A 25606-nucleotide genomic window follows, 5' to 3' on the forward strand; every position below is an offset into this window, starting at 1 on the left:
CATTCGATGCGACGAGCGTGCAGTCTGCCGGCGCGGCGTTGACCCTACCCTGACTCGAAGATTACGAAGCCGTTATCTGCGCGGACGGGGCGGCATCAGACGTGGATTTCGAATTTGTCATCTGCCGGTCAGCGCCGCGCGCAGGTGCGTTACCGAGAATGCTCATGTCAGGCAGCCGCCGCCGCGGCCATGCTGCCGGCGGCGCATCGACGATGCGCGCGTGTCGAATCCGTCGGGAGCGTGTCGTGATGAAACCCGTATGCATTGCCGAGATCGCGGTTTCGCCCGCGTCCACGACCGTCGCGCCGGCCGTGGTGGCGCACGCGAGGCATCGCGCCGTCGGCGCGGCGAATGCCTCCGCCGTCATGTGCTCTTCAATGTCCGGCTTCCTTCACGGACAGGCGGTTGACCACCGACTTCGCCGGCGCGGCGGCCTGCGCCGCAGTTTGCGCGAGCTCGATCTGTGCCTGGTCGGGAACAGTGCCGTCGAGCGTGATCGTGTCCGCACGCGCGACGACGCGAATGTCCGACGTCGCGAGGCCGCGTGTCGACGTCAGCGCCTTGCGCACCTGCGTTTCAGTGTGCCAGTTTGCGCGGCGAAGCTGCTTCTTGCCGGGTGTCGATACGGCGGATGCCGAAGCGGGGGCCGCAGTTTGCGCGACTGCGGCGGTCGCCACTGTGAACAGCGGGATGAGTGCCAAGACGGCGAGCTTGATGGGGCGCATGTTTTCCTCTCGTTGAACGTGGCGCCGAGCCGCGCGTCGACGCCCGGCCCGTGCGTGTGTGGACATCCCCGCTCGCGACGCACCGGTGCGATCGCGGCGCGAGCGGGCCGCCGGCGCGGTCAGGCGCGAGACGGCGCCGGCGTCGCGTGGCGCATCGATATCGTCGTCGTTCGGGTAACCGGAGTATCGGCTCCGCGCTCCGGTCAGGATTGCCGGAACGCACGCCGGCTTGTCCACTGGCACGGTGCGGGCGCGCCGTACCCGCGCGTGGCGCGCACCGTCCGGTCGCGGTCGTGCATATCGGAAAGCCAGCGTTCGCCGTTGCGGGTGGAATGCGCGCTTGCCGGGCGGCGGGACGGTTTCGACGTTCGTCGCCATCGCGCCACCCGATCGCATCGCCGGACTATACGAAGGTATGAAGGCGTTCGCCGGATCGATGCCCCGTTCGATCGGCGCCATGCCGGCGTGCGGCGGCGCCATGCGGGCGGCACGCCGCGCCATGCGGGCGAAACCGCCGGAAGGTGTCCGCATCGCGGCATTAAACCTTGATATGACGCGACCCATCGATTGCCGCTTTCGCGCATCCCTATGTACGGCTGGCCCGCGCGGTACCGATTCGCTACCGTTGAGTCGACGCGGCGCACCGCTGCCGATCATCGTCTTACGATCTTTTCCGGATAACCATCATGATGATTTCCTTGCCGAATCTCCCGGGTTCCGTCGACGGCGTCGACGCGTGCGGCCGGCTGCCGGCCGCGCACGATCCGATCAACGTCGAGCGCGCGTGGCGCGAACCCGGCGCCGCGCCGCAGGCCGACATGGCGCTCTCGCGGTGGACACGACAGGACGCGACGTCCGTCGCCGTGTCGCACGACGGTAGCGATCGATGGCACTGCATCGGCATCAGCCTCAAATGCACGTCGCTGACGTTCACGCACGCGGGGCGTGTGCTCGTCGACGGACGCGTGACCGCGGGCGCCGCGCAGGTCACCGCGCCGGGCGTGCACTGCCAGGCGGACTTCCACGGCGCGAGCGACGTGCTGCACCTGTTCGCGTCGCAGCGCGTGCTTGCCGAATGCTACGAAGACCTGTTCGGCCGGCCGCCGTCGGGCGATGTCGTCATCGACGACCCGCGCCTGATCCGCGACCCGGCCCTCGAGCGGCTCGGCCAGGCGCTCGCGGTGTCGCATACGCGTGACGGCGTGCTCGGCAAGGTGTTTGCCGACGGCGTCAGCCTCGCGATCGTGTCGCGCGTCATCGCCCGACACTTCTCGGTGCCGCAACGCGATGCGCGACGGACGGCCGAGCTGCCGTCGTGGCGGATGCGGCGCGTGGTCGAGTACGTGGAAGCGCATCTCGCCGATTCGATCGGCCTCGCCGACATGGCGAAAAGCGCCGGTCTCACGCGCATGCACTTTGCCGCGCAGTTCCGTCACGCGACGGGGCTGCGTCCGCACGAATACCTGATGCGCCGCCGGATCGAGCGCGCGCAGCAGCTGCTGCTGGAATCGCGCCACAACGTGCTCGACGTGGCGTTGAGCACCGGCTTTCGCTCGCAGGCGCACTTCACGACCGTGTTCAAGCGCTTCGTCGGTCAAACGCCTTGCTGCTGGAGGACGAGCGTCCATGAACAACGGTGAGCGGATCAGCGCGTTCCTCGCGATCAGCGAGCGGTTTCTGTGCGGCGCCGCGCGCGCGCATGACGATACGCCGCGGTGGCGGCAACCGACGCCGGCGCCGACGCGCGACACGATCGCGTCGTGCGTAGTCTGCACGGGCGGCAGCGCGGGGCACGCAGCGGGCTGGCACGCAACGATGCCGGTGTGCGACGCGCGGCAGGAAAGGGCGATGGGTTCATGCAACGGAGAGGAGCGGTGATGGAACTTCGAACGAACGCGCCGGACGTCGATCCGTGGACGCAGACCCTCGGCCTGCTTACGCAACTGTGTGCGCCGCGCGACGTGCGTGCGTCCGCACGGCCACGCGAAGCGCGTCGCACGCGCGCGGGCGCCGACGCGAGGAACAAGCCGCATGCGATATCCGAACGGCGAGCGGTCGCGATCAGTGTCGTCGAGCGCCATAGCGCGACGACCGTGTCGATCGCATGGCGCGATGCGACGCGGTGCTCGTATGGCGATCAGGTCTGGCAGACGGCGCGCGCGCGCGTCGGCGGCGTGTGCGCGGTGAGCGGGTGTCGGATCGAGCCAGGCGATCCGGTTTACCGGCCGCGGCCAACGCGTCCGGTACCGATCAATGCCGGCGCGATGATTCTTGCATCGATGCTGGAACAGATCGAGGAAACGGCGTGAGTGTACGCGCGTGCAGTCCATCGTAAGGGCGCGCGCACCGGTGCGGTGCGCGCGTCGCTCGCATCGCGGCCGCACATATCGCGCTAAGTCCAGCATTTCGCATCGTTGATCTCGTGCCGGTAACCGCGAACGCGGTCGGCATGATCGAGCCGCTTGGCGACGTGCGCTCGACGAGTCGCGGCGGGATGATCCGCGGCGTTCCGTGCGGGCAGACGCGCGGGCAAGCGCGCGGACGCGTGCGTGGCATGCGATTCCGCAGCGACGAATGTGCCGCCGATCGCGATGCGCTCGAGCGGCAATTCCGTATCCGAGCCGACTACTTCGATCGTATCGACGAACCGTGGCGACTGGGCCGCCCCGACGATGCAGGCGGCAAGTGCTACGGCGCTCGACAGGCACAGTGCTTTCAACGATCGGATGACGAGCGGGTTCATGAAGGCTCCTTATCGAACGACGGCAGGCGGCGCGAAAGACGCCGACCGGGCAACGTGCACTCGTGCGTGTCGGCGTAGGATCCGGTAGGCCGGTCGCAGCCCGCCGCGATGCGCGCGTGGCCGCTGGGCGGACACGCGCGCTCGCCCAGCGCGCCTTAGCACATTCCCCCGTTCGCTCGCACGATCTGGCCGTTGATCCAACCGCCCTGCGGGCTCGCGAGGAATGCGACGACTGCCGAGATGTCCTCCGGCTGTCCGAGCCGTTCCATCGGATTCATCTTCTCCATGCGCTCGATGAGTTCCGGGCTCTTGCCGGCGAGGAACAACTCGGTGGCCACCGGCCCCGGCGCGACCGCGTTGACGCTGATGCGACGGCCGCGCAGTTCCTGTGCGAGAACCTGCGTGAGCCCTTCGACCGCGCACTTCGTCGCGATGTACACCGCATAGGTCGGCAGACGCACGCCGGTCACGCTGGTCGTCAGGTTCATGATCCGGCCGCCGTCGCGCACGCGGCGCGCGGCTTCGCGGCACACGTTGAACGCGCCCTTGAAGTTGATGGCGACCGACCGGTCGAAGGTTGCGTCGTCGAATTCGGCGATCCGTGCCTGAAGCATGACGCCGGCGCTGTTGACCACGACGTCGACACCGCCAAACGCCTTTTCGGCCGCATCGAACATCGCGATGGTGGCCGCCGGATCGGCGACGTCGGCCTTGACGAGCAACGCGTCGCCGCCCGCCTGGCGGATGCGCGCGACAACTTCTTCCGCTGATGCCGCATTGCTCGCATAGTTGACGACGACCTTGAACCCGTCGTGCGCGAGGCGAACCGCGATATCGGCGCCGATGCCGCGCGACGAACCGGTGACGAGGGCGATCTTGCCGGACGATTGAGACATGTGAACTCCTTCGATGAGTGCCGGGCGGCCGCGGACGCGACGCGTCGCGCGGCCGAACCGGACGAGTGGATGATCGGGTACGGGTGCAACGGTGCGCGATACGCTCAATCCGGCGTCGGGACGCGCGGCGACAGAAGATCGGACAGGCCGACGCGATGCAGCATCTCCGCGCGCAGCCGGTCGAGCACCGCGAAGCCGACGTTCGCGCCGTCTTCGGTCGGATCGACGTGTACGCGGAACGGCCGCTTGCCGGCAGGCGCCGCGACGACGCTCACGATCGCATCGGCGACGAGGCTCGCGTGCGCGTCCGCCGGCACGATCGCGGCGAACGCTTCCTGCACTTCGCGGCCGAAGTCCGCATAGGGGCCGGCGTCATATTCGGCCGCACGCGCAGTGTCGGTCGGCGCACTCGCGTGCGCGAAATGGTTCGTGCCCTGCGTGAATGCACCGGGTACGACGATCGACGTTTCGATGCCCCAGCGCGACAGTTCGCGCGCGTACAGCACGGCGATCGCGTCCATCGCGGCTTTCGCGCCGAAATACGGCGCGAGATATGGCGGCGTACCGCCGGCGGCGCTGCTGCTCGATACCCAGATCAGCAGCCCCTCGTGCCGGCCGCGCAGGTGCGGCAGCACGGCGCGGTTCACGCGCTGGGTGCTGAGCACGTTGATGTCGTACAGCTGCGCGTACTGCTCCGGCGTGAACGCTTCGGCCGGCCCGAACGCCATGTGGCCGGCATTGTGGATCAGCACGTCGATGCGGCCGGCTTGCTCGATCACCTGCGCGACAGCGCGATCGATCGATGCGTCCGACTGTACGTCGAGTTCGAGCGGGCGCAGGTCCACGCGTGCGTCGTGTGCGAGCGTGCGCATCTGTTCGAGCACCGGCGCGTTGCGCCCGCCGATGTCGCGCATCGACGCGTAGACGGTGTGACCGGCGCGCGCGAGCGCCTCGGCGGTCAGCCTGCCGAAGCCGCTGGATGCGCCGGTGACGAGTATGACTTTGCTCATGATGGATGCCCTCCGTAGGCGGTGAACGTCGTGTTGCGGAATGCTATGCGTCGCGGCCGACTGCCCAACGCTGCTCGATGCGTCCGAGCTTCCAGATCGCTATCGAGACGGCCCAGGTCGCGACGAACAGGCCGACGATCGCGAAGCCGAGATCGTTCAGATCGAGCGCCGCGAGCCAAGTGCCGGCCACGCCGTGCGTGCCCAACGCGCGGTTGAGCAGGCCGAGCACCTCCACGGTGCCGATGACGAGCGCGACGCTAATCGAAAGACCGGTGACGACGAGGTTGTAGTAGATCTTGCGAACGGGCTGCGCGAGCGCCCAGCTGTACGCGACGTGCATGAACGAACCGTCGATCGTGTCGAACAGCAGCATGCCGGCCGCGAACAGCACGGGCAGGCAGAGGATCGCGTACCACGGCAGACCGGACGCGGCTCCGGAGCCGGTCAGCACCAGCAGCGCGATTTCCGTGGCCGTATCGAAGCCGAGCCCGAACAGCAGTCCAACGAAGTACATCTGGGGCGGCTTGCGCACGATGCGCATCAGCGGCGCGAGCACGCGCGCGACGAGACCACGCGAAGCAAGGTGTCGCTCGAGCTGCAATTCGTCGTAGCGGCCCGTGCGCATCGCGCGAAAGGCCGCATACAGGTCATGGAACGCCGCAACGTTCAGCGCCGCGATCGCATAGAGGAAGACACTCGACACGATCGCGCCCAGCACGCTGGTCACCCCGCGCAGCGTCGACCCGGCGTCGACGATGTGCGCAGACAGCGAGCGCATGCCGAGCGAGACGAGCACGGCGAGCCCGAATACGACGCTCGAGTGACCGAACGAAAACCAGAAGCCGACGCTCGCCGAGCGCTGGCCTTCGCCGAGCAGCTTGCGCGTGGTGTTGTCGATCGCGGCGATGTGGTCCGCATCGAACGCATGGCGCATGCCGAGCGAATACGCGGTGATGCCCGCGCCGATTCCGAACGCGCGGGAACCGACGCTCAGATGCTGCGGGACGATCAGCGCGATCAGCGTACCCCAGCCGACGACGTGCAACAGCACGATGAACGCGACGATCGCGATCGCGGCAGGACTGAGCGACGTGACGCGATGTCGGCCGGCCCTGGCTGCGCCGGGTAGCGGGAGGTGTCGACGTGCATGCATGGCAGCCTCGAAAAAAGGTGAGAGGGCGCACCCGGCGCGCGCGGACGCCGGGTACCGGAGACGCCGGACCGGCGTCAGGCCTTCGGAACGTACGGGAACGTGGGCGACGGCTTCGACGTGACCGACTCCTTGCCGATGCCGAGCCGGATCGGCGTGTTCGAAGCGATCGTGAACATCACGTCCGGCGCGTTGTCGGTAAGCGATCGCCCGTTCCACTCGACCATGCCGAACACGGCGGGCGTGCCGATCGTGTACGGCAGGATGTTCGGCAGGAATCGATGCGCGACGGCCGTTGCGTAGCCGATCGGATCTTCGGCGGTGCCGTTCGCGCGCACCGCGCCGGCCACCGATGCAATCACCGTTTCGCCGTACGTGGCGAAGTCGTCGGCGGGGCGGCCCGCATTCAGCCGGTCGCCGAGGTCCTCGTTGTATTGCGTGAAGAGCGGATGAATCATCGGCAGCCCGACGCGATTGATCGATCGCCAGCCGCCCGCGTCCGTCGCGAGCGTCGCCACCGCCCATACGCCGACCTTGCGGTTCGCGCTGGCATTCGTGACAAGCTCGGCGTCGGGCACTTCGAGCACGATCGAGTACACGGTATGGCCCGCGAACAGGTTGCGCGCATCGCCCGGCTGCCACGTGCCGAGGTCGAGCGGCGTACCGTCCTGGAACGCATGGCCGACCGCATGCAGCACGTCGGGTTCGATCCAGAACGGATCGCCTGCCTTGCCGGCCCATACGCGCGTACCGGACGGCGCAGTGACTACTTCGTCGGTGCTGCCGCGCACCACGAGTTCGCCGTCAGCATGCGGATCGGTGGCCGCCGCACCTGCGATGCGGCGCAGCTCGAAGCGCTGGCGCCCGTGCGCATCGCGCGCGTCGAAGCAGATCCGGTACGTGAGCTCTTCGAGCGCATCGCCATTCAGATCGAGCTTGAATTCGTAGAATCCTTCCGGGTGATAGCCGGGCGTCGGCACGTCGCCCGCGATCGAGTGGCAGACGTTGATCGCGAGTACCGTTCCCGTGTCCCCGCGAAAGCAGTAGAGGTCGGTGATGTCGAGGCGAATGTCCTGCCGCGCGAGCGGGGAGTCGAGATGATGTGACATGGTTCGATCCTGTCCGAAGTGGGGCTGCGGGTTGGGAGACGTGCCGTCTCGCGTATCGCGCGATACGCGCCGGCACGGTCTTCGACGCTTTTCAGCGGGACGTCGGACGCTTCGATCGAAGATGCGTCGGACGACAGGCGGATTCTGGAAGGGAGCAGGGATGGGCGCTGTCGGCAAACGGCGGGCAATTGCGGAATCGCACGACGGCGACGTGGCGGCAGCCGCCGCCGGAAGCGGCGCTCAGCGTCGAACGGCGGATGTTCGCGCGTCGGTTGCGTGAACGACGGCAAGCGCGACCAGCGTGACGGCGGCCGATACGAACACGTATGCGCCGGCCGCGACGTGCGTGCCGGCCCATGCGTTCACGGACGCGACGACGAACGGCGCGGTGCCGCCGAACAGCGCAACGCCGGTCGCGTAGACCACGGACAGGGCGGCTGCCCGGCCGCGCGCGGGGAACATGTCGAGGATCGCGACGATGCTCGGCGCGCCGGCGAGTGCCGACAGCCCGGCGAACAGCGCGACCACGCCGAGCAGCGCGAGTGGATGCGCATGGACGGCCGCGAAGTGGAATGCCGGGAGGACGACGGCCATCGTCAGCGCGCGGGCCAGCACGATGGTGCGGATGCGGCCGATGCGATCGGCAAGACGGCCGCCCGCGATCGACAACGCGAACGTCACCGCGCCGACGGCCGCGGTCGTCACGAACGATGCATACGCGGACGGCGGCGGGCCGGCGACGCCGAACGTCGTCGTATAGGTGGCGACGTACGTTGGCACCGTGCCGCCGAAAATCAGTGCGATCGCAAACAGCCATCGGCCGCGATGCTGCAGGAGCAGCCCGCCGAACGCGGTCGTTGCGGTGCGCCGTTCCCACGTCTCGTCGATATGGCGGCGCAGGTAGATTTGCACGGGAATCAGCGCGGTCGCGAGCGCGAACGGCACGCGCCATCCCCAGTGCTCGATCTGCGCGACGCTCAGCGTCGCGTGCAGCGCGATCCCGCAGGCGCCGGCGGCGGCCAGAGCGAGCCCCTGTCCGGCCATCAGCCAGCCCGCGTACGTGCATTTGCGCTCGGGCGGGCACCGCTCGATCAGCAGCGCGCCGGACGCGCCCATCTCGCCGCCCACCGCAATGCCCTGCAGGATCCGGCACAGCAGCACGGCGATCGGCGCGGCGATGCCGAGCGTCGCGTAGCCCGGAATTACGGCGAGCCCGAACGAGCCGACCGTCACGAGCGCAGCGCTCAGCAGCAGCGCCGGCTTGCGTCCGGCGGCATCCGCATGGACGCCGATCGCAATCGCGCCAAGCGGCCGCGACAGGAATCCGGCGGCGAAAGTGCCGAGCGACAGGAGCGGGCCGTAGGCGCCGACGACGTGAGGGAAGAACGTACGCGTGATGAACGCCGCATAAACGGCATACGAGAAATAGTCAAAGAATTCGAGCGCGTTCGCCGCGACGACCGTCGCGAGGATCCGGTGCTCGGATGCACGCCGCTGCGCAGCGGCGGTGCCCGCGCGCGCAGCGCCGGCGGGTGGTTTCGCGCGGTGCCGGCTCAATCGTCGGCCCGGCCGGGAGCCGGTCCGGCACCGTCGGGCGCGCCGCGGCGTTCGCTTTGCGCGGCCGCCGCGTGCGCAGACGAAGGCAGCGTGAAGCAGATCCGCGTGCCGTGCGGGCCAGTATCGCCGATCCAGATCGTGCCGCCGTGCGCTTCGACAATCGATTTCGAAATCGGGAGGCCCATTCCCATGCCGTCGCGCTTGGTGCTGGAAAACGGTTGAAAGATCGCTTCGTGCGGCGCGCCCGAGATCCCGCAGCCGTTGTCGACGACTTCGAACAGCGTGTGCGTGTCATCGTAGCGGCCCGCTCGCACGCGCAACAGCGGCTTGCGCGCATCGGCGGGTGCCGCGTCGATCGCGTGAATGCCATTGATGAGCAGGTTCGTCAGCACTTGCTGGAGTTGAATCCGGTCCGCATGCGCCGTCGCGCCGGCGGCGACTTCGGCGGCGAGCGTGATCGCATGCGCGCTTGCTTCCGACGCGACCAACTGCACCGCGGAGGCCACGACCTCTGCGCAGTCGAGTTCGATCGCCTCCACCGGCGCACCGGCCAGGAACCCGCGCAGCCGCCGGCAGATGTTCGCCATGTCGTCCGTCCACCGCGATGCGTGGCGAAAGGCGGTGGTGGCCTCGGCGACGTCCGGCTCGGTGCGGTCCAGCCACCGGACGGCCGCGTCGAGCGCCGTGCGGATCGCACCGAGCGGCTGGCCGATCTCGTGCGTGATCGACGCGACGAGCTGTCCCATCATCGACGCCCGGGCCGTGCGCGCGAGTTGCGCACGCAGCGCGTCGAGCCGTTCGCCGTTCTCCTTGTACTCGGTGACGTCGAATGCGTAGAAATGAAGTCGGCGATATTTGTCGTCTTCGGCCGGCAGCGAGCAGCGCCAGACGATCGGCACTTTCCTGCCGGTCAACGTGGAGAGCGTACGTTCTCCCTGGCACGCCGAACGGCCTTCGAACATCGCGTGCAGGACCTGCGAATTGCTGATCCGGCTGGCTGGCAGCAGTTGTCCGGCCGCGGCGAAAAACGCGTCCTTCGATGTCGCCTCGAACAGCGACAGCGTCGCGTCGTTCGCATCGACGAACGCATGCAGCCGACGAACTTCGTCGATGACGTCGGGATGCGCGTCGAGGTAGGCCTCGAGATCCGTCACGCCGCGAGCCTTCAGCGTATCGATCCAGCGTTTGATGCCGAACCAGTCTTCGATCAGGATCGGGATCGGCGCGCAGCGGAACAGCGCGTCGTCGCCTGCGCGCGTATCCCGATCGTGCATCGTGTCAGCCGCTGCGTGAGGTTCGTTCATTGTGGGATGCCACGTTGGCCGTGCGTCCGGGCGACGCCCCACGACACGGGGCACCATCTCGCCGAAAAATGCGCGCCGATTATACACAGACAAAATGGCCGGATTGCCGCTCGAAGCCGCACCGGTCGATCGCGACACGCCCGATGTCGCCGTCGTGCGGAACGGAAATGCAGCATGCGTCCGGAAATCCGGTCGGTCACGCGATGACGAGAATGGCGCGGATGCACGGCGGCGCGATCGGCAAAGGGCCAGCGCGCGCCGTGCGACACCGCCGCATGCCCGCAATGGCGGGCGATAGCGGCATTCTCGAAGGAGCATGAAAATGGCAAAGCTCGTACTGAAAGACGGCACTGAACTGTTTTACAAGGACTGGGGCACGGGCCAGCCCGTGGTGTTCTCGCACGGTTGGCCGTTGAATGCCGACGCGTGGGACGCGCAGATGATGTATCTCGCCGAGCGCGGCTTTCGCGCGATCGCGCACGACCGCCGCGGACACGGTCGCTCGAGCCAGCCGTGGAACGGGAACGATATGTCGCGTTACGCCGACGACCTGGCCGAACTGATCGAGTCGCTCGACCTGAAGGACGCGGTGCTCGTCGGTCACTCCACCGGCGGCGGCGAAGTGGCGCGTTACATCGGCCGGCACGGCACGCAGCGCGTCGCGAAGGTGGTGCTGATCGCCGCCGTGCCGCCGCTGATGTTGAAGACTGCCGCGAACCCCGGCGGGTTGCCGCTGTCGGTATTCGACGATATCCGCAGCGGGGTCGCCGGGAACCGCTCGCAGTTCTTCAAGGATCTTGCGGTGCCGTTCTACGGCTTCAATCGCGACGGTGCGAAGCCTTCGCAAGGCACGGTGGATGCATTCTGGTATGCCGGCATGCAGTGCTCCATCAAGGGCGCATACGACTGCATCAAGGCCTTCTCCGAAACGGACTTTACCGACGACCTGCGCCGCATCGACGTGCCGACGCTCGTCCTGCAGGGCGACGACGACCAGATCGTGCCGCTCGACGATTCGGGAAGGCTGTCGGCCGAGATCGTTCGCGACGCGCGACTGACGATCTATCCCGGCGCGCCGCACGGGCTGTGCACGACGCATGCCGATCGCGTGAACGCGGATCTGCTCGCATTCATCCGCGCGTGAATCGCCGTCCCGCCTCGCGCGCGCAGGCTCGGCGCGCGGGCGGGCGGCGCGGTTCAGCTGCCGAAGTACGGATTGCAGAAGCTGGCCGGTGCGACGCAACTCCCGCCGTTCGCGACAGTGCGTGCGGCGCGGGTTCCGGCCGCGCTGCGGCCCCAGTCGGGCGCGCCGCCGTATCCCTGCGCGAGCGCCTGCCGTGTGCCGTCCGCAGCGATTTTCGCTTCGGCGGCCTGGATGTCGGCCGGATAGTCGGCATTGGCGCCGCGCGACGGCAGATAGCCCGCCTGCTCGACGCGAGCCAGGTCCGCGCGTACCTGCGCGCGCGTGATTGGTGCGGCGGTTTGCGCGAAACCGGCGGCGGGGATCAGCGCGCATGCGCTCAGAATAAGTGAGACGGCGATGTTCTTCATGATGACGCTCCTTCGGATATCAGCGGGGACGGTGGCGATGCGTGCAAGCACACCGGTGACGACCGGTGCTGCGTGGAGCTCGGTCGATGCGGCGGCCCGGGGGTACGCCCGGCGTGCAGGATCGCCGCGACTGGAGTGGCGACGATGGCGTGCCGGCTGTCGATCGTTGATCGACGCCTGGAATATAGAGAGCGCGCGTCGCGCGTCGTTGAGCGAACGCACGCAAGACTGCGAATTCGCCGGATCGCGAGCAGCGCCCGCCCGTCGCGCCGCGGTGCGACGGCGGTTGCCGGTCCGGCCGTCGGCCCATGGCGGCCGGGAAGGGGCGGCGACTATACGTACATATGATTTCCGCGGACCGCCGACTTCTCTAATATGACTGTGGTTGGGGCGGCCGGTAGCGGGCTGCCCGTCGTACGATTTCGGCCGAGGGCCCGAGGTTTGCAGAAAAATCCGATCGTTTCGATTATCGACGATGACGAATCCGTTCGCGTCGCCACGTCGAGCCTGGTGCGTTCCCTTGGCTGGACGGCCCGCCTCTATGCGTCCGCGGAACAGTTTCTCGCAGCGGGCGGCCTCGCGGACGTCTGCTGTATCGTCTCGGACGTCCAGATGCCCGGCATTTCCGGTCTGGAAATGTATCGTCGTCTCGTCGACGGCGGCATCGCGCTGCCGGTCATTTTCATTTCCGCGTTTGCGTCGGATTCGGTCCGGCGGCAAGCAATCGACATGGGCGCCATCTGCGTACTCGGCAAACCGGTGGACTCGGCGGAAATGGCGCGTCATCTGGAATCGGTGAAGGCCGGCGGGACCGATGCGGCACGCTGATCCGCTTTTCCGTTTGTTCTCGCGGCGTGCCGCACGATGGCGATGATGCTCAACCAAAGCACGATCAAGCTCTGGCGCGAGGACTCGCGCGTGTTGTATACGCTGGCCGGCGCGCTGGCCGCTGCGGTCTTCGTCATCGACCTGACGCCGCTCGACATCGCGATCGCGGTGCTGTACGTGGCCGTCGTGCTGCTCGCCGCATCGGCCGGCTCGCGTCGCGCGACTTCAATGACCGCCTGCACGTGCATCTCGCTCACGTTGCTCGCGCTCGCGCTATCGCACGACGAACGCTATTCTGCCGGCGCGCTCGCGCGCTGCGGGGTGAGCCTGCTCGCGATCGTCACCACGGCATTCCTCGCGTTGCGCAATCTGTCGAACACCGCGACACTGCGCGAGCGGCTGCAACTGCTCGACCTGACCCACGACGCGATCGTCGTCTATGACCTGCAGGACAGGATCGCATTCTGGAATCAAGGCGCAGAGGCGCTGTACGGATGGACGGCGCAGCAGGCGATCGGTCAGCCGGTTCACGAGCTGACGCAGACGCGAGCATCGGTGCCGCTCGAGGACATTCACCGCATTGTGCTGACGTCCGGGCAGTGGCGGGGCGAACTGCAGCGCGTGCGCCGCGACGGCGAGACGGTGATGATTTCCAGCCGGCTCGCGTTGTGGCGCGATGCCGGCGGCAAGCCGGTCGCGATCCTCGCGACCAACAACGACATTACCGACCGCAAGCGCATGGAAGGCGAGCTGCTGCGTCAACAGAGCGAACTGCGCGCGATGATCGACGCGATACCGGGAATGGTGTGGAATTCGGGCAGCGACGGCAAGATCGGTTACGTGAACCGGCGCTGGGCCGAGTTCGGTGTGTCGGTGGCCGAGAACGGCGAAGACATCTGGCGCGCCGTCGTCCATCCCGACGACTTCGATACGATGCACGTCGCGTGGCGGCATGCGGTTGCGACAGGGGCGCCGTTCGAGAGCGTCGCGCGTATCCGGCGTCGGGACGGCGTCTACCGATGGGTGCACATCGGCGCCGAGCCGCTTCGGGATGACGGTGGGCGCGTCGTGCGCTGGTACGGCGTGAATACCGATATCGAGGCGCGCAAGCAGGCCGAGCATGCGTTGAGCCGCAGCGAGGCGCTGCTGTCGGACGCGCAGCGCCTCAGCCATACCGGAAGCATCGCGATGCGGGTGCCGGAGGGCGCGATGTGGTGGTCCGACGAAACCTACCGGATCTTCGAGCTGACGCGCGATACGACGCCGAGCATCGAATGGATTACCGGCCGCACCCACCCGGACGACGTGTTGCGAGTGACCAACGCGTGGCGCCGGCTGATGGCCGGCGAACCGTATCTCGATATCCAGTTCCGGCTGATGATGCCCGATTCCCGCGTCAAGCACGTTCATTACGTCGCGCATCTAATGCCGCACCCGGCCGATGCCGAATACGTCGGCGCGTTGATGGACGTGACCGAACGTGTTGTCGCGCAGGACGCGCTTGACCGATCCACCGCCGAGCTCGCGCACGCGACGCGGGTCACGATGCTGGGCGAGCTGGCCGCGTCGATCGCGCATGAAGTTACGCAGCCACTCGCCGCGATCGTGACGGCAGGCGACGCGGCGCTGCGCTGGATCGACCGCCCTGAGCCCGACCTGCGCGAGGTGCAGCAATCGGTCGGACAGATGATCCGCGACGCCAAGCGGGCGTCGGACGTAATCCGGCAGATTCGCGCGATGGCGCGTAAGCGCGCGCCCGAGCAGACGTCGCTCGATCTGAACGTCGTTGTGCGAGAATCGCTCGAACTCGTGCGCCGCGAGCTTGACAGCCAGCGGGTCGACGTCGAAGCCGACTATTCGGCAACACCGCAGCGCGTGCGCGGCGACCGCGTGCAACTGCAGCAGGTCGTCATCAATCTAGTGATGAATGCAGTGCAGGCGATGTCGGCCGTCGCGCCCGGCGCGCGCCGTTTGCGGATTCGCACGCACACGTGCGACGACGGGCAGGCTCAGGTCGTCGTGGAGGACAGTGGCACCGGGATCCGGCATGCCGATTTCGACCGTCTGTTCAGCGCGTTCTTCACGACCAGGGGGGATGGCATGGGAATGGGGCTGTCGATCTGCCGATCGATCGTGGAAGCGCACGGCGGGCGCATCTGGGCCGACCTGCGCGAGTGTCCGGGTGCGGTCATGCAGTTCGTGTTGCCAATCGATGAGGAAATGTGTAATGAGCACTGACGCGCAAGATTCGCCCGAGCAGTCGATCGTCTACGTCGTCGACGACGATGAATCGATGCGCACGGCCATCGACATGCTGCTTCGGTCGGTGGGAATGCGCGTTCAGTTGTTTGCGTCCGCGCACGAATTTCTTGCGTTCGACAAACCCGACGTGCCGAGCTGCCTGATCCTCGATGTGCGCCTGAAAGGTCAGAGCGGTCTCGCGGTTCAGGAGCAGATCGCAGCCGCCGACCTGCGGCTGCCGATCATCTTCATGACCGCGTACGGCGACATAGCGATGTCGGTGAAGGCAATGAAGGCCGGCGCAATGGATTTCCTCGCGAAACCGTTCCGCGAACAGGACATGCTGGATGCCGTCTCCGCCGCGCTGGCACGCGACGAGCGATGCAAGAGCGCGCAGCGCGCGCTGGCCGATCTGCGTTCCCGATATGCAACGTTGTCGGCACGCGAGCGCGAAGTGATGGCATTCGTCGCGAGCGGACTGATGAACAAGCAGATTGCGGCCGAAATGAACCTCAGCGAAATCACCGTGAAGATCCATCGTGGGCAGGCGATGAAGAAGATGGACGCGCGCTCGCTGGCCGACTTCGTCAAAAAGGCCGAAGCGCTGGGCATCGCTCAATCCGACGACGCCACGCCGGGGACTCGCCGGACCTGAATCCGGGCGTCGCATCGCGACCGCCCCAAGCGGCCAGCAAAGGCGCGTCGCCGTTCGAATCGGCAACCGCGCTCGGGTCGCGAAAAAATCCCCCGATGCAACTGGGCATGATGGCTCCGCCTGCGAGAACGTTCGCTCGCGGCGTGCAGGTCGCGCACTGCGTATGGCGCAGCGAAAAGGCGCGACGCGTTATCCCATCACATCTGGAAATGCTAAGGAAATCAAATGAACATGCCACTCAGGAAGATGCTCATTGTCGCGGCCATCGCCGCGTGTGCGACGCTCGGCGTCGCGACGCCGTCCTACGCCGCGTCACCGGCGGATCCTGCGACGGACGAGCACATCGATCCGCAGATTCGATCGTTTCTCGTCGCGCTCAACAAGGACAGCAGCCCGTTCTGGGAACTGCCGCAGCCGAAGCCGCAGGAGATCCTGACGCATCTTCAAAATCAGACGCCGGTCGACATGTCTGGCATTACGACCACCGAGCGGACGATTACCCAGGACGGGCGCACGGTGAAGCTCTACATCGTGAAGCCGACTCACGTCGAAGGTAAGCCGGGCGTGCTACTGTTCATCCACGGGGGCGTGTGGATCGTCGGCAACTTCGCGAATCACCAGCGCCTCGTGCGCGACCTCGTGGTCGGCTCGGGGCAGGTCGCCGTGTTCGTCGAATATACGCCGCTGCCGCAGGCGAAATTCCCGACGCAGCTCGAGGAATCATATGCGGCGCTGAAGTGGGCCGCCGCCAACGCAAGCCAGTTCGGCGCCGACGGCTCCCGGATTGCGGTGGCAGGCAATTCGGTCGGCGGAAACATGGCTGCGGCGCTGACGTTGATGGCCAAGGATCGCAACGGTCCGAAGATCAGCTACCAGGCACTGCTGATTCCGGCGACTGACGCCAGCGTCGATACCGATTCGTATCGCATGTATGCGAAGGGGCGATTCCTTGCCCGTGACTTCATGAAGTATGGCTGGGATCTGTACGCGCCCGATGCGAAGACGCGCGAGAACCCGTACGTGTCACCGCTGCGTGCAAGCAACGATGAACTGAAGGGGCTTCCGCCCGCGCTCGTGGTGACCGCGGAGAACGATCCGCTGCGGGACGAGGGTGAGGCGTATGCACGCAAGTTGAAAGACGCAGGCGTGAGCGTCGCGGCCGTCCGCTACAACGGCACGATTCACGACTTCGTCCTTTTAAACGCGCTGCGTCAAGTGCCGTCGACCGAGGCGGCGCTCGAGCAGATCAGTAGCGGCATTCGCGAGCACATTGGGCAGTAACCTTGCAACAACGGCCGCGAGCGTGGCCGGCTGCGGCGTTGGCCGGCCCCGCTGTGCGCTTTACGTCAGGTTGTACGATGCGGCGCCGGTGCCGGCGAGCTTGCCGCCATCGGCGATCAGATATTCCGGACGGATCGGCCTGCCTTCGAGAAAGCATTGCAGGATTTCGAGCGTGCCGGCGGCATAGCGCGCTTGCGCGGACAACGACGTGCCCGAAATGTGAGGCGTCATCGCCGAGTTCGGCATCCGGCGCCACGGATGATCGGCCGCGGCCGGCTGTGGAAACCACACGTCGCCGCCATAGCCGGCGAGGCGTCCGGATTCGAGCGCGCGCACGACCGCGCCCGTGTCGCACAGCTTGCCGCGCGCCGTGTTGATCAGGTATGCGCCTGGCTTGACGTGACGGAACATCTCGTCATCGAACATATGTTCAGTCGACGGATACAGCGGGCATTGCAGATTGATCACGTCGCAGACCTGCACTAGCGATTGCGGGGTGGGATGGTAGACGAGACCGAGTTCGTGTTCGAGATCGGACGAGAGACGATGGCGGCTCGAGTAGTGCAGATGCACGTCAAACGGTCTCAGTCGGCGCAGGACTGCGAGACCGATGCGTCCCGCACCGATCGTCCCGAAGTGCATCCCTTCGAGGTCGTAGCTGCGGCTTACGCAATCGGCGATGTTCCAGCCGCCGTTCACCGCGAAGCGGTGAGCCGGAAGAAAGTTGCGGACGAGGGCGAGCACGGTCATGACGACGTGCTCGGCCACGCTGATGCTGTTCGAGAAAGTTTCCTCCGCAACGACGATACCGCGCTCCGTCGCCGCCTGAAGATCCACATGGTCCGATCCGATGCCCGCGGTCAGTGCGAGCTTCAGATTTTTCGCTTTCGCAATCCGCTCGCGCGTCAGGTACGCGGGCCAGAACGGCTGCGAAATGACCACGTCCGCGTCGAGCAAGTGCTGCTCGAATACGGAGTCCGGCCCGTCCTTGTCGCTCGTCACGATCAACTCGTGGCCATGCGCTTCCAGATACGGCCGCAGGCCGAGTTCACCCGACACGCATCCGACCAGCTCGCCCGGCGTAAACCCGGGGCTACCTTGCGGGGATGGCACGCGTTGCCCGCCCGGATACGCGGTGATGACCGGTATGTCGTCTCGCACGGAATACGGCGGATAGCCGGTCGTCGGGTCGGGATACAACACACAAAGCACCTTCGCCATTCTTCTTCTCCTGGTTTTACGAATTCAATCGTCTGCGGAACGCGTTCTCGTCGCAGATTAGGAGAGGTGTTGAGGGCGTCGTTCTATCGGTGCACGGATCTTTGCCAAATCGCATGGGCCTGCATCGCAGTGCGCTCACGCGCGACGTTGCCGCCGTTGCACGGCGGTTGCCTGTAGAGCACTGTCAGACTCGCGCTGACGGAAGCGTGACGTGAAATGTCGTACCAGATGGTTCACGACAGCTCGCATGCAACTGGCCGCCGTGCGCGAGAACCACCGAATGAGCGATCGACAGGCCGATGCCCATCCCCGTATCCTTCGTCGTGAAGAAGGGCTCGAAGAGCCGTTCCATGTGGGCGTCCGATACGCCGGGTCCCGAATCCGTCACGCGAATTTCGACGCTGCGGCCTTCGATATTCGACGTCGAAATGACGAGGCTTCGGCGGCCCTCGTTGACTGCGTGCATCGCCTCGATCGCGTTGACGATCAGGTTGAGGATCACCTGCTGGAGCTGGACGCGATCGCCGACAACGAGCGGTGACGGTGATGCGAAGGTCGTGTCGATGCAGATGCCGTTCTTTTCCGCGTCGCGCCGCGTGACGAACAGGATGTCAAGAATCGCTGCGTTGACGTCTACCACCTCTTCGCGAACGGGCGATTTGCGGACGAAGTTGCGGATGCGGTCGATGACGTCGCCGGCGCGCAACGCGTCGCGGACGATCAGGTCCAGCGCCTTCGACGCCCGTTCAATGTTGGCTGGCCGGGCAGCCAGCCAACGCGCCGCGGCATCGGCATTCGCCGCCATCGCGGCAATCGGCTGCTTGACCTCGTGGCTGATCGTCGCGGTCAGCTGCCCGACGGCCGACACGCGGTTCGCATGCGCGAGTTCCTTCTGCATCTCGCGGAAGCGACTCTCGCTTTCGCGCGCACGTGCGTCGGCACGCTTGCTCTCGCTCAAGTCCAACACGAACGCGACGCCGTGCTGACCGGTCGACGAAAACATCGCCGCGCCGACCAGGACGGGTGCGCGACTACCGTCCTTGCGAAAATACTCCTTTTCGATCGGCGCAAGCACGCCGGTCGCCCGGAGTGCCGGCTCGTGGATCTGGAAATCCGCCTCGATCCATTCCGGCGGCGTCAGCGATCGCCAATTCAGCTGCCCGTGCTCCAGGTCCTCGCGGCTGTAGCCGATCAGGTCGAGGAGCGCGGAATTCGCTTCGACGATCGTTCCGTCGAGCGCATAAATGAAGATGCCGACGATGTTCGCATCGACGAGCCGGCGAATCCGCGCTTCGCGCTCGGACAGATCGCGATACAGCCGTGCGTTCTGCAGCGTGATCGCCACCTGCGACGCGAGCACGCCGAGCGCCGCGAGGCGCGCCGGTGCGAATACGCCGGTGGTGAGTCTGCTCTCGAGGTACAGCACACCGGTCAGTTCATCTCCGCGCACGAGCGGCATGCACAGCATCGATCGCACGCGCTCCGCGAGCGTATAGGGATCGGACGCGCAGACCGGCTCCTTCGACGCATCGGGGCTGGATATGGTCTCGCGGGTTCGCAGCACATAGTTGATCGTCGCAATCGGCAGGCGACGCGCATCGAGCGGCGAGCTTTCCTGCACGACGATCACCTCGTCGCCGTGAACCGTGGCGTCAGCGCGGATGCTTGCGTCGCCGTCGCCGGAGGCGAGGATCAGCAATCCGTGATCGGCGCCCGAGTGCGTGAGCGCGGCCTTCATGAACGTGTCGATCACCTTCTCCGGATCGATCTCCGACGAAACGCGCTGCGATACATCGATCAACATCGCGTAGTCGACTTCGCCGGCCGTTGACCGGATCGTTTCGCGGCGATCGTGGCTGCCTGTTTCGGCGCCAAGATGTGGACACGTCTCGTCGAGCTGGCGGACTTTCGCGTCCGCACCCCAGCGCATGTATCCGTTGCGGGCATTGCGCAAATATGCGTCGGCTATGATGTTGAAGCCTCGCGCGCGATAAAAGCGGGCAGCAAGTTCGCTCGCGATTGCTTCCTGGTGCGGAAATTCGCCCGCGCGGGCCGACTGGATTGCGTGCTCGTACAGATGTTCCGCATCGAGCGTGCGCGATTCGACGCGCGCACGCTCGGCACCGACCAGCGCCGCGCGGGTCTCGAAGTTCTCAGGGAACTGGCCGGCCAGCACGTCGATACGCGTCTGATGCGTGACGAAGCGCGCGAGCAGGCCTGCGCGTTCGTCGGCCGCGGCCTGGTCGATCGCGGCGGCCAGCGTGAGTGCCCCATACAAATGGAACTCCGCCTCCTCCAGGAACATCGACGACGTCCATATCAGCGACTCCGCACGCCGCAGCGATTCGAGCGCCGTTCCGTTATCGCCAAACAGATAGCTCGCCTGCATCTTGCGTATCCAGTACCAGCACTCGGCGATCGCGAGGCCCGGATTGGCGGCGAGATGCGATTCGAACGTGTGCTCGTCGAACTGTGCGTCATCCAACGATCCGGGCCGTCGCGTTTGTCCACGCAATGTGCGGACCAGAGCGAGCTGCGTCGACAGGATGTCGACGACGAGGCCATGTCGCGCGTTGCGTGCGAACGCCAGTCCACGTTCGGCCTCGTCGCCGACGGCCGGCAGCGGATCGCCGGCAAACAGGAAATTCGTGTTCAGGCACGTGAGTGAATACGACGCGTACAGCAGGTCGCCGGCCTTGTTCGCTGCGGCGAACACACGCCTCAGCGCATCCTCGGACAGCCGGACGTGCATCATCCAGCGCAACGTGAAGATGACGAACACCATGCAGGTGCTCGCATGGAACCGATGCTGTGCATTGAGTTCGGCAATCCGGTAGCCGGCCTTGCCGAACCGGATGCCGAGCTCGAAATCGCCAAAACGCGGTCCGGCGATCCGGCTCAACGTGCCGTACGCAACGCACGATGCTTCGCAGTTTCCGCTGATGAGGCTGATGTTGATGGCCTTGCATGTGATCAGCGAATTCAAATTGAAATCGGTAAAGCACGCAGCGGACAGCAGGCGCGTCAATACTTCGAGCGTAGTCAGCCCGACTGGATCGCGCATCGACGGCAATTCGACGATGTCGTCGACCGTCAGACCGGCCGCGCGGCGCCGAAGCGCCGAGTATTCGTCGCTAACCTCCAGATCGGATGGGTGCGCCGAAGCGTCGATGCCCACGCCAGACAGGAATGCCAGCGCGACCGCGATCGCGTCGCCGCTTCGATCGAGCGCCGTATAGACGTCCATCGCCCGGACGGCGACGCGGCCGCGATCGATTACATTCAGCGTATCGACGCGCAACGCCGCAAGTCGGCGCTCGGCCGCCGCGAGTTCGCCTGTCAGGAACTCGCATTCGGCAAGCTCCAGCTCGTACTCGAAGCGAACGCCGGGCCAGCGCGTGTCCGGCACGCGCGTCAGCAGCTCCACTCCGGCGTGCAAGTAGCGTAGTGCGGCACCGTACGCTGCGGACGCTTTCGAGCGAATGCCGGCGCGCAGGTTGAGCGTCGCCGCTACGTATCGCTCGTCCGCCGACATCGCGTGACTGCCGGCCCGCTCGAATTGCCCGACGATTTCGAACAGCAGCCCGTCGTCGTGGGCGTCGGGCAGATGCGGTAGCAGGCGCCGACCGATGTCCCGGTGCGTTTCGGCCCGTACCGCCTTGGGAATCAGCGAATAGGCGGCTTCCTGGATCCGGTCATGCGCAAACCGGTACGTATCGCCGACGCGTTCGAGGAGTTGCTGTCGAATCGCTATCCGAAGCTCCGCATGCAGCGCGTCTTCAGTCGAGTGCCGGGCGATCGCGATGCTGCGGGCAGAAGCGCTATTTCCTAGGCATGCCAACGCACGGAGCGCGTCTTGGCACGCATCCGGCAGGCGTTCGAGCCGCGCGGACAGCAGTTCTGCAACGTTGTCCGTATACCGCGCGCTCCTGACGGCCTGCGTGTTCCATGACCACCGTCCTGCCGATCGATCCATCAGCAGTACGTTCTCTTCCGCAAGCGCCTGCAGAAACTGGACGACGAAGAACGGATTGCCTGCGGTCTTGGTGTGGACGATTCGCGCAAGTTGCTCAACGCGCTGGTCGTCGGATCGCAGGATGTCGCCGACGAGGGCAGTCGCTTGCGGGACCGTCAGCGCGGTCAGCCGGATTTCGTCGACGGCGACGCCGGCCGACTTGAGCCGCGCGAGCTGTTGCGGCAACGGGTGAGCGACGTCGACCTCGTTGTCGCGGTACGCGCCGATCAGCAGGATGTGGCGTATCCCGGACCGGCTGCCGATGCTTTCGAGCAGATCGAGCGTGGCCGCGTCGGCCCACTGGAGATCGTCGACGAACAGCACGAGCGGCGGCTTAAGCCGCGTGAACACCTGGATGAAGCGGTGCAGCACGAGCCGAAAGCGCGCCTGAGCCTGCTGCAGCGGCAACTCCGGCACGCCAGGCTGTTCGCCGAGCAGCAACTCGAGGTCGGGCACGAAGTCGGTGATCAGCTTGCCGTTGGGTCCGAGTGCGTCGACGATCGCGTCGCGCCAGCGGCGCAACGCATCCTCGCGTTGCGTGAACAGGGACTTCACCATGCTCTTCAGCGCAAGCACGATGGCCGCATAAGGCGTGTCGCGGTTGTGCTGGTCGCACTTTCCGACAGCAAACGTGCCTTGCGACGGCCCGACCGCTGCTTGCAGCGCGCGTACCAGTGACGACTTGCCGACACCCGCGTACCCGGAAACCAACGCGAATTCGATGCGCCCGCCGTGGACGATCCGTCCGAACACGCGCATCAGCCGCGCGAGGTCGTGCTCGCGGCCGTACAGCCTGACCGGACCGGGCAGTCGGTCCGGCAGGTCCACGTCGCCGAGATCGAACGAATCGATCGTCGCATCGGTGGACCACTGCGCAACGCAGCGGCGAAGGTCGCGCTCGAGCCCGGCCGCGCTTTGATAGCGGGCTCCGGGCTCCTTCTCGAGCAGCTTCATCACGATCGCGGACAGCTGGGCGTTGACCCGTTCGACCCGCAGATGCGGTGGAACGGGTTTCCGGGCCGTATGGCTGTGCATCCATTCCGTTGCGCTCGCCGCCGAGAAGGGCAGCGTCCCGGTCAGCATTCGGTAGAACACCACACCTATGCTGTACAGATCGGTGCGGGCGTCGATCGGGCAATTCAGTCGTCCGGTCTGCTCAGGAGCCATATAGGCCATCGTCCCCGCAATGATGTCCGGCGGACTTGTACGCTCACGATCTCGCGGTGCGTCGGACGCGATTCCGAAACCGGTAATCCTCACGAGGCCGGCCGCGTCATCGACAAACAGATGTTCCGGTTTCAGATCGCAATGCACGATATCTCGGGCGTGCATGCGGTGGACCGCGGCGGCTATCGCGGTCGCGAGCGTCAAAAAACGCCCGGTCGACAGCCTTTCGGTCAGGAGGCGTTCGAGCGGAATTCCGCCAGCGTCTTCCAGAACGAGCGCGATGCTGTTGCCGAGTCTTTGCAGATCGATTGGCCGCATAGCCCATGAGGCGTCCAGCCTGTCGCGCATCCGGTATTCGTTCAGCAAGCGCTCGAACGCAGCAGGATTCGATGCGCCGCCTTTCGGCTGCGCGACCAGGACTGGAATGCGCTTGCCATTCGGGTCCGTCAGCAAAGCGCGACCATGGATGAGGTCTTCGTCTTCGCATACGACGGAAAGGGGCAGGGTGGCGGCAAGTTGCGCCATCACGGACGCATGCGGCAGATTATGCATGGGCTGCGCTGCGGCCGGCACGATGTTCGCGTGCGCGGAGGGAACAGGGATTCGACGATTCGTTTCCAACTATGTGCTTCGCGATGACTCCTGTCGCGTTGTGGTTGCCGACCGTACTCGATCGTGGCCGCGTGTCATGCATGCTCGACCAGCCGGCTTTCGCGATCGACCAGGCCCAGCGCTTGCGCCTTCAGTACAAAATCCGCGAGCGACTGCGATTTCATCTTCTTCATCGCTTGGCCGCGATGCAGTTTCACCGTGATTTCGCTCAGATTCAAATCCGTTGCGATCTGCTTGTTCAGCAGCCCGTTCGCCACCATAGCCATGATCGTGCGCTCGCGCGGCGTCAACGATTCGTAGCACGTACGCAATATCGCGGTCGAACGATCGACCGCACGTCGCCTGCGGTCGCTTTCCAGCGCGCACGTAACCGCGTCGATCATGTCCTGACCGCGGAACGGCTTCGGCAGGAAGTCAACCGCGCCGGCCTTCATCGCCTGAACCGACATCGGGATGTCGCCGTGAGCGGTCATCAGGATGACCGGGATACGCAGTTCGCGCGTGATCTGCTCTTGTACGGCAAGCCCGCTTTGCCCCTTGAGCCGTACGTCCAGAACGACACAGCTCGGTACGTCGGGCAAGTCAAGCGCCAGGAATGCCTGTGCGTTATCGAACGACTTGACACGCAGTTCGACGGAGTCGAGCAACGTTTCGACCGCTTCGCGAATAGCGCTGTCGTCGTCGATCACGAAGACGACAGGATCGGCCGTGTCGCTGGTCATACTGGTCATATCGCCCTCTGCCCGTGAAATTCGAAGTAGAAGCGTATTCGCCCGATGTTTCTGTTTAACGATTCGGGACGGATGCTCCTGCATTTTATGTCCAAAACGGTAGTCGAGCGATTGTGTCAAAAACTTGCTGAGCGACCTTTGCGCCGTACCGGGCAGCAATTGCCCGTTCCGACCGCGGCGTGCCGCTTCATTCATATAATGTCGGACCGTGAACCGTCGCTCATTGACTTATCCTACCGATTTCAGGAGCCTTACCGATGTCGTTGCGCACAGATCCAGACTTCTTCGTTCTTCTTGCCGACTCCTACCATCGGTTTCTGAACCGGCCGCTCGTTCCCGACGGAATGAGCGCATCCGACGGCGCCGCGTGGCTGTACCGTGCGGCGCCGTTCGGCATTCTCGCGCACGATGCGTCGGCCGATCCGGTCTTCGTATACGGCAACAAGCGCGCGCAGGCGATTTTCGAATACGACTGGGATGAACTGACGGCCTTGCCTTCGCGACTTTCGGCGGAGCCGATGGAGCGCCGCGAACGCCAGTTGTTTCTCGACAAGGTGACGCAGGACGGCTTCGTGTCTGAATACCGCGGCGTGCGTATAACGAAGACCGGCAAGCGTTTCTGGATCGAGCGCGCGATCGTGTGGCAACTCACGGACGCGGCCGGGAACGTGCGCGGCCAGGCTGCGATGATTCCGCAGATACAGCCGGTCGATGCGTCCGCATGAACACAGCCATCGACCGACATATGGATTTCGTTGAGCGCCTGCGTCGTATTCGACGAACCAGGTCGGCCCGCACGCGACGTGCGGC

General features: G+C 65.7%; 21 protein-coding genes. 9 read left to right on the plus strand and 12 right to left on the minus strand.

Annotated elements, in window-relative coordinates:
- Positions 1 to 374 precede the first annotated feature (374 nt).
- Positions 375 to 1256, minus strand: a complete 882-nt coding sequence (locus tag WS46_RS36450; RefSeq protein ID WP_257129999.1) for a BON domain-containing protein — start codon at positions 1254 to 1256, stop codon at positions 375 to 377.
- 158 nt (positions 1257 to 1414) lie between these two features.
- On the opposite strand from WS46_RS36450, the gene WS46_RS15450 reads away from it, so the two are divergent.
- The 3 genes from WS46_RS15450 to WS46_RS15460 are packed head-to-tail and all read left to right on the plus strand — an operon-like array spanning position 1415 to position 3034.
- Complete coding sequence (locus WS46_RS15450; protein ID WP_059691048.1) at positions 1415 to 2365, plus strand: helix-turn-helix domain-containing protein; 951 nt, start codon at positions 1415 to 1417, stop codon at positions 2363 to 2365.
- Positions 2352 to 2603 carry a hypothetical protein gene (locus WS46_RS15455; protein WP_059530693.1) on the plus strand — a complete coding sequence of 84 codons (252 nt, stop codon included), beginning with the start codon at positions 2352 to 2354 and terminating at the stop codon, positions 2601 to 2603. Before WS46_RS15450 ends, WS46_RS15455 begins: the two co-directional genes overlap by 14 nt.
- Positions 2603 to 3034 carry a DUF3331 domain-containing protein gene (locus WS46_RS15460; protein ID WP_179949155.1) on the plus strand — a complete coding sequence of 144 codons (432 nt, stop codon included), beginning with the start codon at positions 2603 to 2605 and terminating at the stop codon, positions 3032 to 3034. The genes WS46_RS15455 and WS46_RS15460 overlap by 1 nt, the downstream gene beginning before the upstream one ends.
- Positions 3035 to 3117: 83 nt before the next feature.
- Here WS46_RS15460 and WS46_RS15465 read toward each other — a convergent pair whose 3' ends face one another.
- From WS46_RS15465 to WS46_RS15495, 7 genes are all read right to left on the minus strand, one after another.
- Positions 3118 to 3468, minus strand: coding sequence for a hypothetical protein (locus WS46_RS15465; protein WP_059691028.1), 351 nt, complete (start codon positions 3466 to 3468; stop codon positions 3118 to 3120).
- 155 nt (positions 3469 to 3623) lie between these two features.
- Entirely contained in the window at positions 3624 to 4364 is a 741-nt protein-coding gene (locus WS46_RS15470; RefSeq protein WP_059530685.1) for an SDR family oxidoreductase, read from the minus strand.
- A gap of 104 nt (positions 4365 to 4468) precedes the next feature.
- The gene (locus tag WS46_RS15475; RefSeq protein WP_059530682.1) at positions 4469 to 5374 is read right to left on the minus strand and encodes an SDR family oxidoreductase; all 906 of its coding nucleotides are present in this window, start codon (positions 5372 to 5374) and stop codon (positions 4469 to 4471) included.
- A gap of 43 nt (positions 5375 to 5417) precedes the next feature.
- Positions 5418 to 6527 carry a HoxN/HupN/NixA family nickel/cobalt transporter gene (locus tag WS46_RS15480; protein ID WP_082725334.1) on the minus strand — a complete coding sequence of 370 codons (1110 nt, stop codon included), beginning with the start codon at positions 6525 to 6527 and terminating at the stop codon, positions 5418 to 5420.
- Between the two features lie 74 nt (positions 6528 to 6601).
- On the minus strand, positions 6602 to 7633 hold the full coding sequence (locus WS46_RS15485; RefSeq protein WP_059530679.1) for a DUF4331 family protein: 1032 nt from the start codon (positions 7631 to 7633) through the stop codon (positions 6602 to 6604).
- A gap of 240 nt (positions 7634 to 7873) precedes the next feature.
- Positions 7874 to 9106, minus strand: coding sequence for an MFS transporter (locus WS46_RS15490; RefSeq protein ID WP_059691049.1), 1233 nt, complete (start codon positions 9104 to 9106; stop codon positions 7874 to 7876).
- 80 nt (positions 9107 to 9186) lie between these two features.
- Positions 9187 to 10494: a sensor histidine kinase gene (locus WS46_RS15495; protein WP_059691029.1), complete on the minus strand. Its 1308-nt coding sequence runs from the start codon at positions 10492 to 10494 to the stop codon at positions 9187 to 9189.
- Between the two features lie 322 nt (positions 10495 to 10816).
- Here WS46_RS15495 and WS46_RS15500 point away from each other — a divergent pair, with 322 nt between their 5' ends.
- The gene (locus tag WS46_RS15500) at positions 10817 to 11638 is read left to right on the plus strand and encodes an alpha/beta fold hydrolase (RefSeq protein ID WP_059691030.1); all 822 of its coding nucleotides are present in this window, start codon (positions 10817 to 10819) and stop codon (positions 11636 to 11638) included.
- Positions 11639 to 11691: 53 nt separating this feature from the next.
- Here WS46_RS15500 and WS46_RS15505 read toward each other — a convergent pair whose 3' ends face one another.
- Positions 11692 to 12045, minus strand: a complete 354-nt coding sequence (locus tag WS46_RS15505) for a DUF4148 domain-containing protein (RefSeq protein WP_059530672.1) — start codon at positions 12043 to 12045, stop codon at positions 11692 to 11694.
- A 441-nt stretch (positions 12046 to 12486) separates the two neighbouring features.
- Between WS46_RS15505 and WS46_RS15510 the strand changes: the two genes are divergently transcribed.
- From WS46_RS15510 to WS46_RS15525, 4 genes are all read left to right on the plus strand, one after another.
- Positions 12487 to 12873, plus strand: coding sequence for a response regulator transcription factor (locus WS46_RS15510; RefSeq protein ID WP_059691031.1), 387 nt, complete (start codon positions 12487 to 12489; stop codon positions 12871 to 12873).
- A gap of 42 nt (positions 12874 to 12915) precedes the next feature.
- A complete protein-coding gene (locus WS46_RS15515; protein ID WP_059691050.1) occupies positions 12916 to 15111 on the plus strand; it encodes a PAS domain S-box protein in 2196 nt (731 codons plus the stop codon).
- Positions 15101 to 15769 (plus strand): response regulator transcription factor, encoded by a 669-nt coding sequence (locus tag WS46_RS15520; RefSeq protein WP_059691032.1) that lies wholly within the window; start codon positions 15101 to 15103, stop codon positions 15767 to 15769. The genes WS46_RS15515 and WS46_RS15520 overlap by 11 nt, the downstream gene beginning before the upstream one ends.
- Positions 15770 to 15994: 225 nt before the next feature.
- Entirely contained in the window at positions 15995 to 17050 is a 1056-nt protein-coding gene (locus WS46_RS15525; protein ID WP_059530666.1) for an alpha/beta hydrolase, read from the plus strand.
- A 60-nt stretch (positions 17051 to 17110) separates the two neighbouring features.
- On the opposite strand, the gene WS46_RS15530 is transcribed toward WS46_RS15525, so the two are convergent.
- The 3 genes from WS46_RS15530 to WS46_RS15540 all read right to left on the minus strand — a co-directional run bounded on the left by WS46_RS15530 (position 17111) and on the right by WS46_RS15540 (position 24787).
- Positions 17111 to 18271 (minus strand): NAD-dependent formate dehydrogenase, encoded by a 1161-nt coding sequence (locus WS46_RS15530; RefSeq protein ID WP_059691033.1) that lies wholly within the window; start codon positions 18269 to 18271, stop codon positions 17111 to 17113.
- A 184-nt stretch (positions 18272 to 18455) separates the two neighbouring features.
- Complete coding sequence (locus WS46_RS15535; protein ID WP_082725335.1) at positions 18456 to 24005, minus strand: ATP-binding sensor histidine kinase; 5550 nt, start codon at positions 24003 to 24005, stop codon at positions 18456 to 18458.
- A 134-nt stretch (positions 24006 to 24139) separates the two neighbouring features.
- Complete coding sequence (locus tag WS46_RS15540; RefSeq protein WP_059530660.1) at positions 24140 to 24787, minus strand: response regulator transcription factor; 648 nt, start codon at positions 24785 to 24787, stop codon at positions 24140 to 24142.
- A gap of 266 nt (positions 24788 to 25053) precedes the next feature.
- On the opposite strand from WS46_RS15540, the gene WS46_RS15545 reads away from it, so the two are divergent.
- Positions 25054 to 25521: an MEKHLA domain-containing protein gene (locus WS46_RS15545; protein WP_059530657.1), complete on the plus strand. Its 468-nt coding sequence runs from the start codon at positions 25054 to 25056 to the stop codon at positions 25519 to 25521.
- Positions 25522 to 25606 lie beyond the last annotated feature (85 nt).

The sequence above is a fragment of the Burkholderia sp. RF4-BP95 genome, assembly GCF_001521985.1.
Lineage (GTDB): Bacteria > Pseudomonadota > Gammaproteobacteria > Burkholderiales > Burkholderiaceae > Burkholderia > Burkholderia diffusa.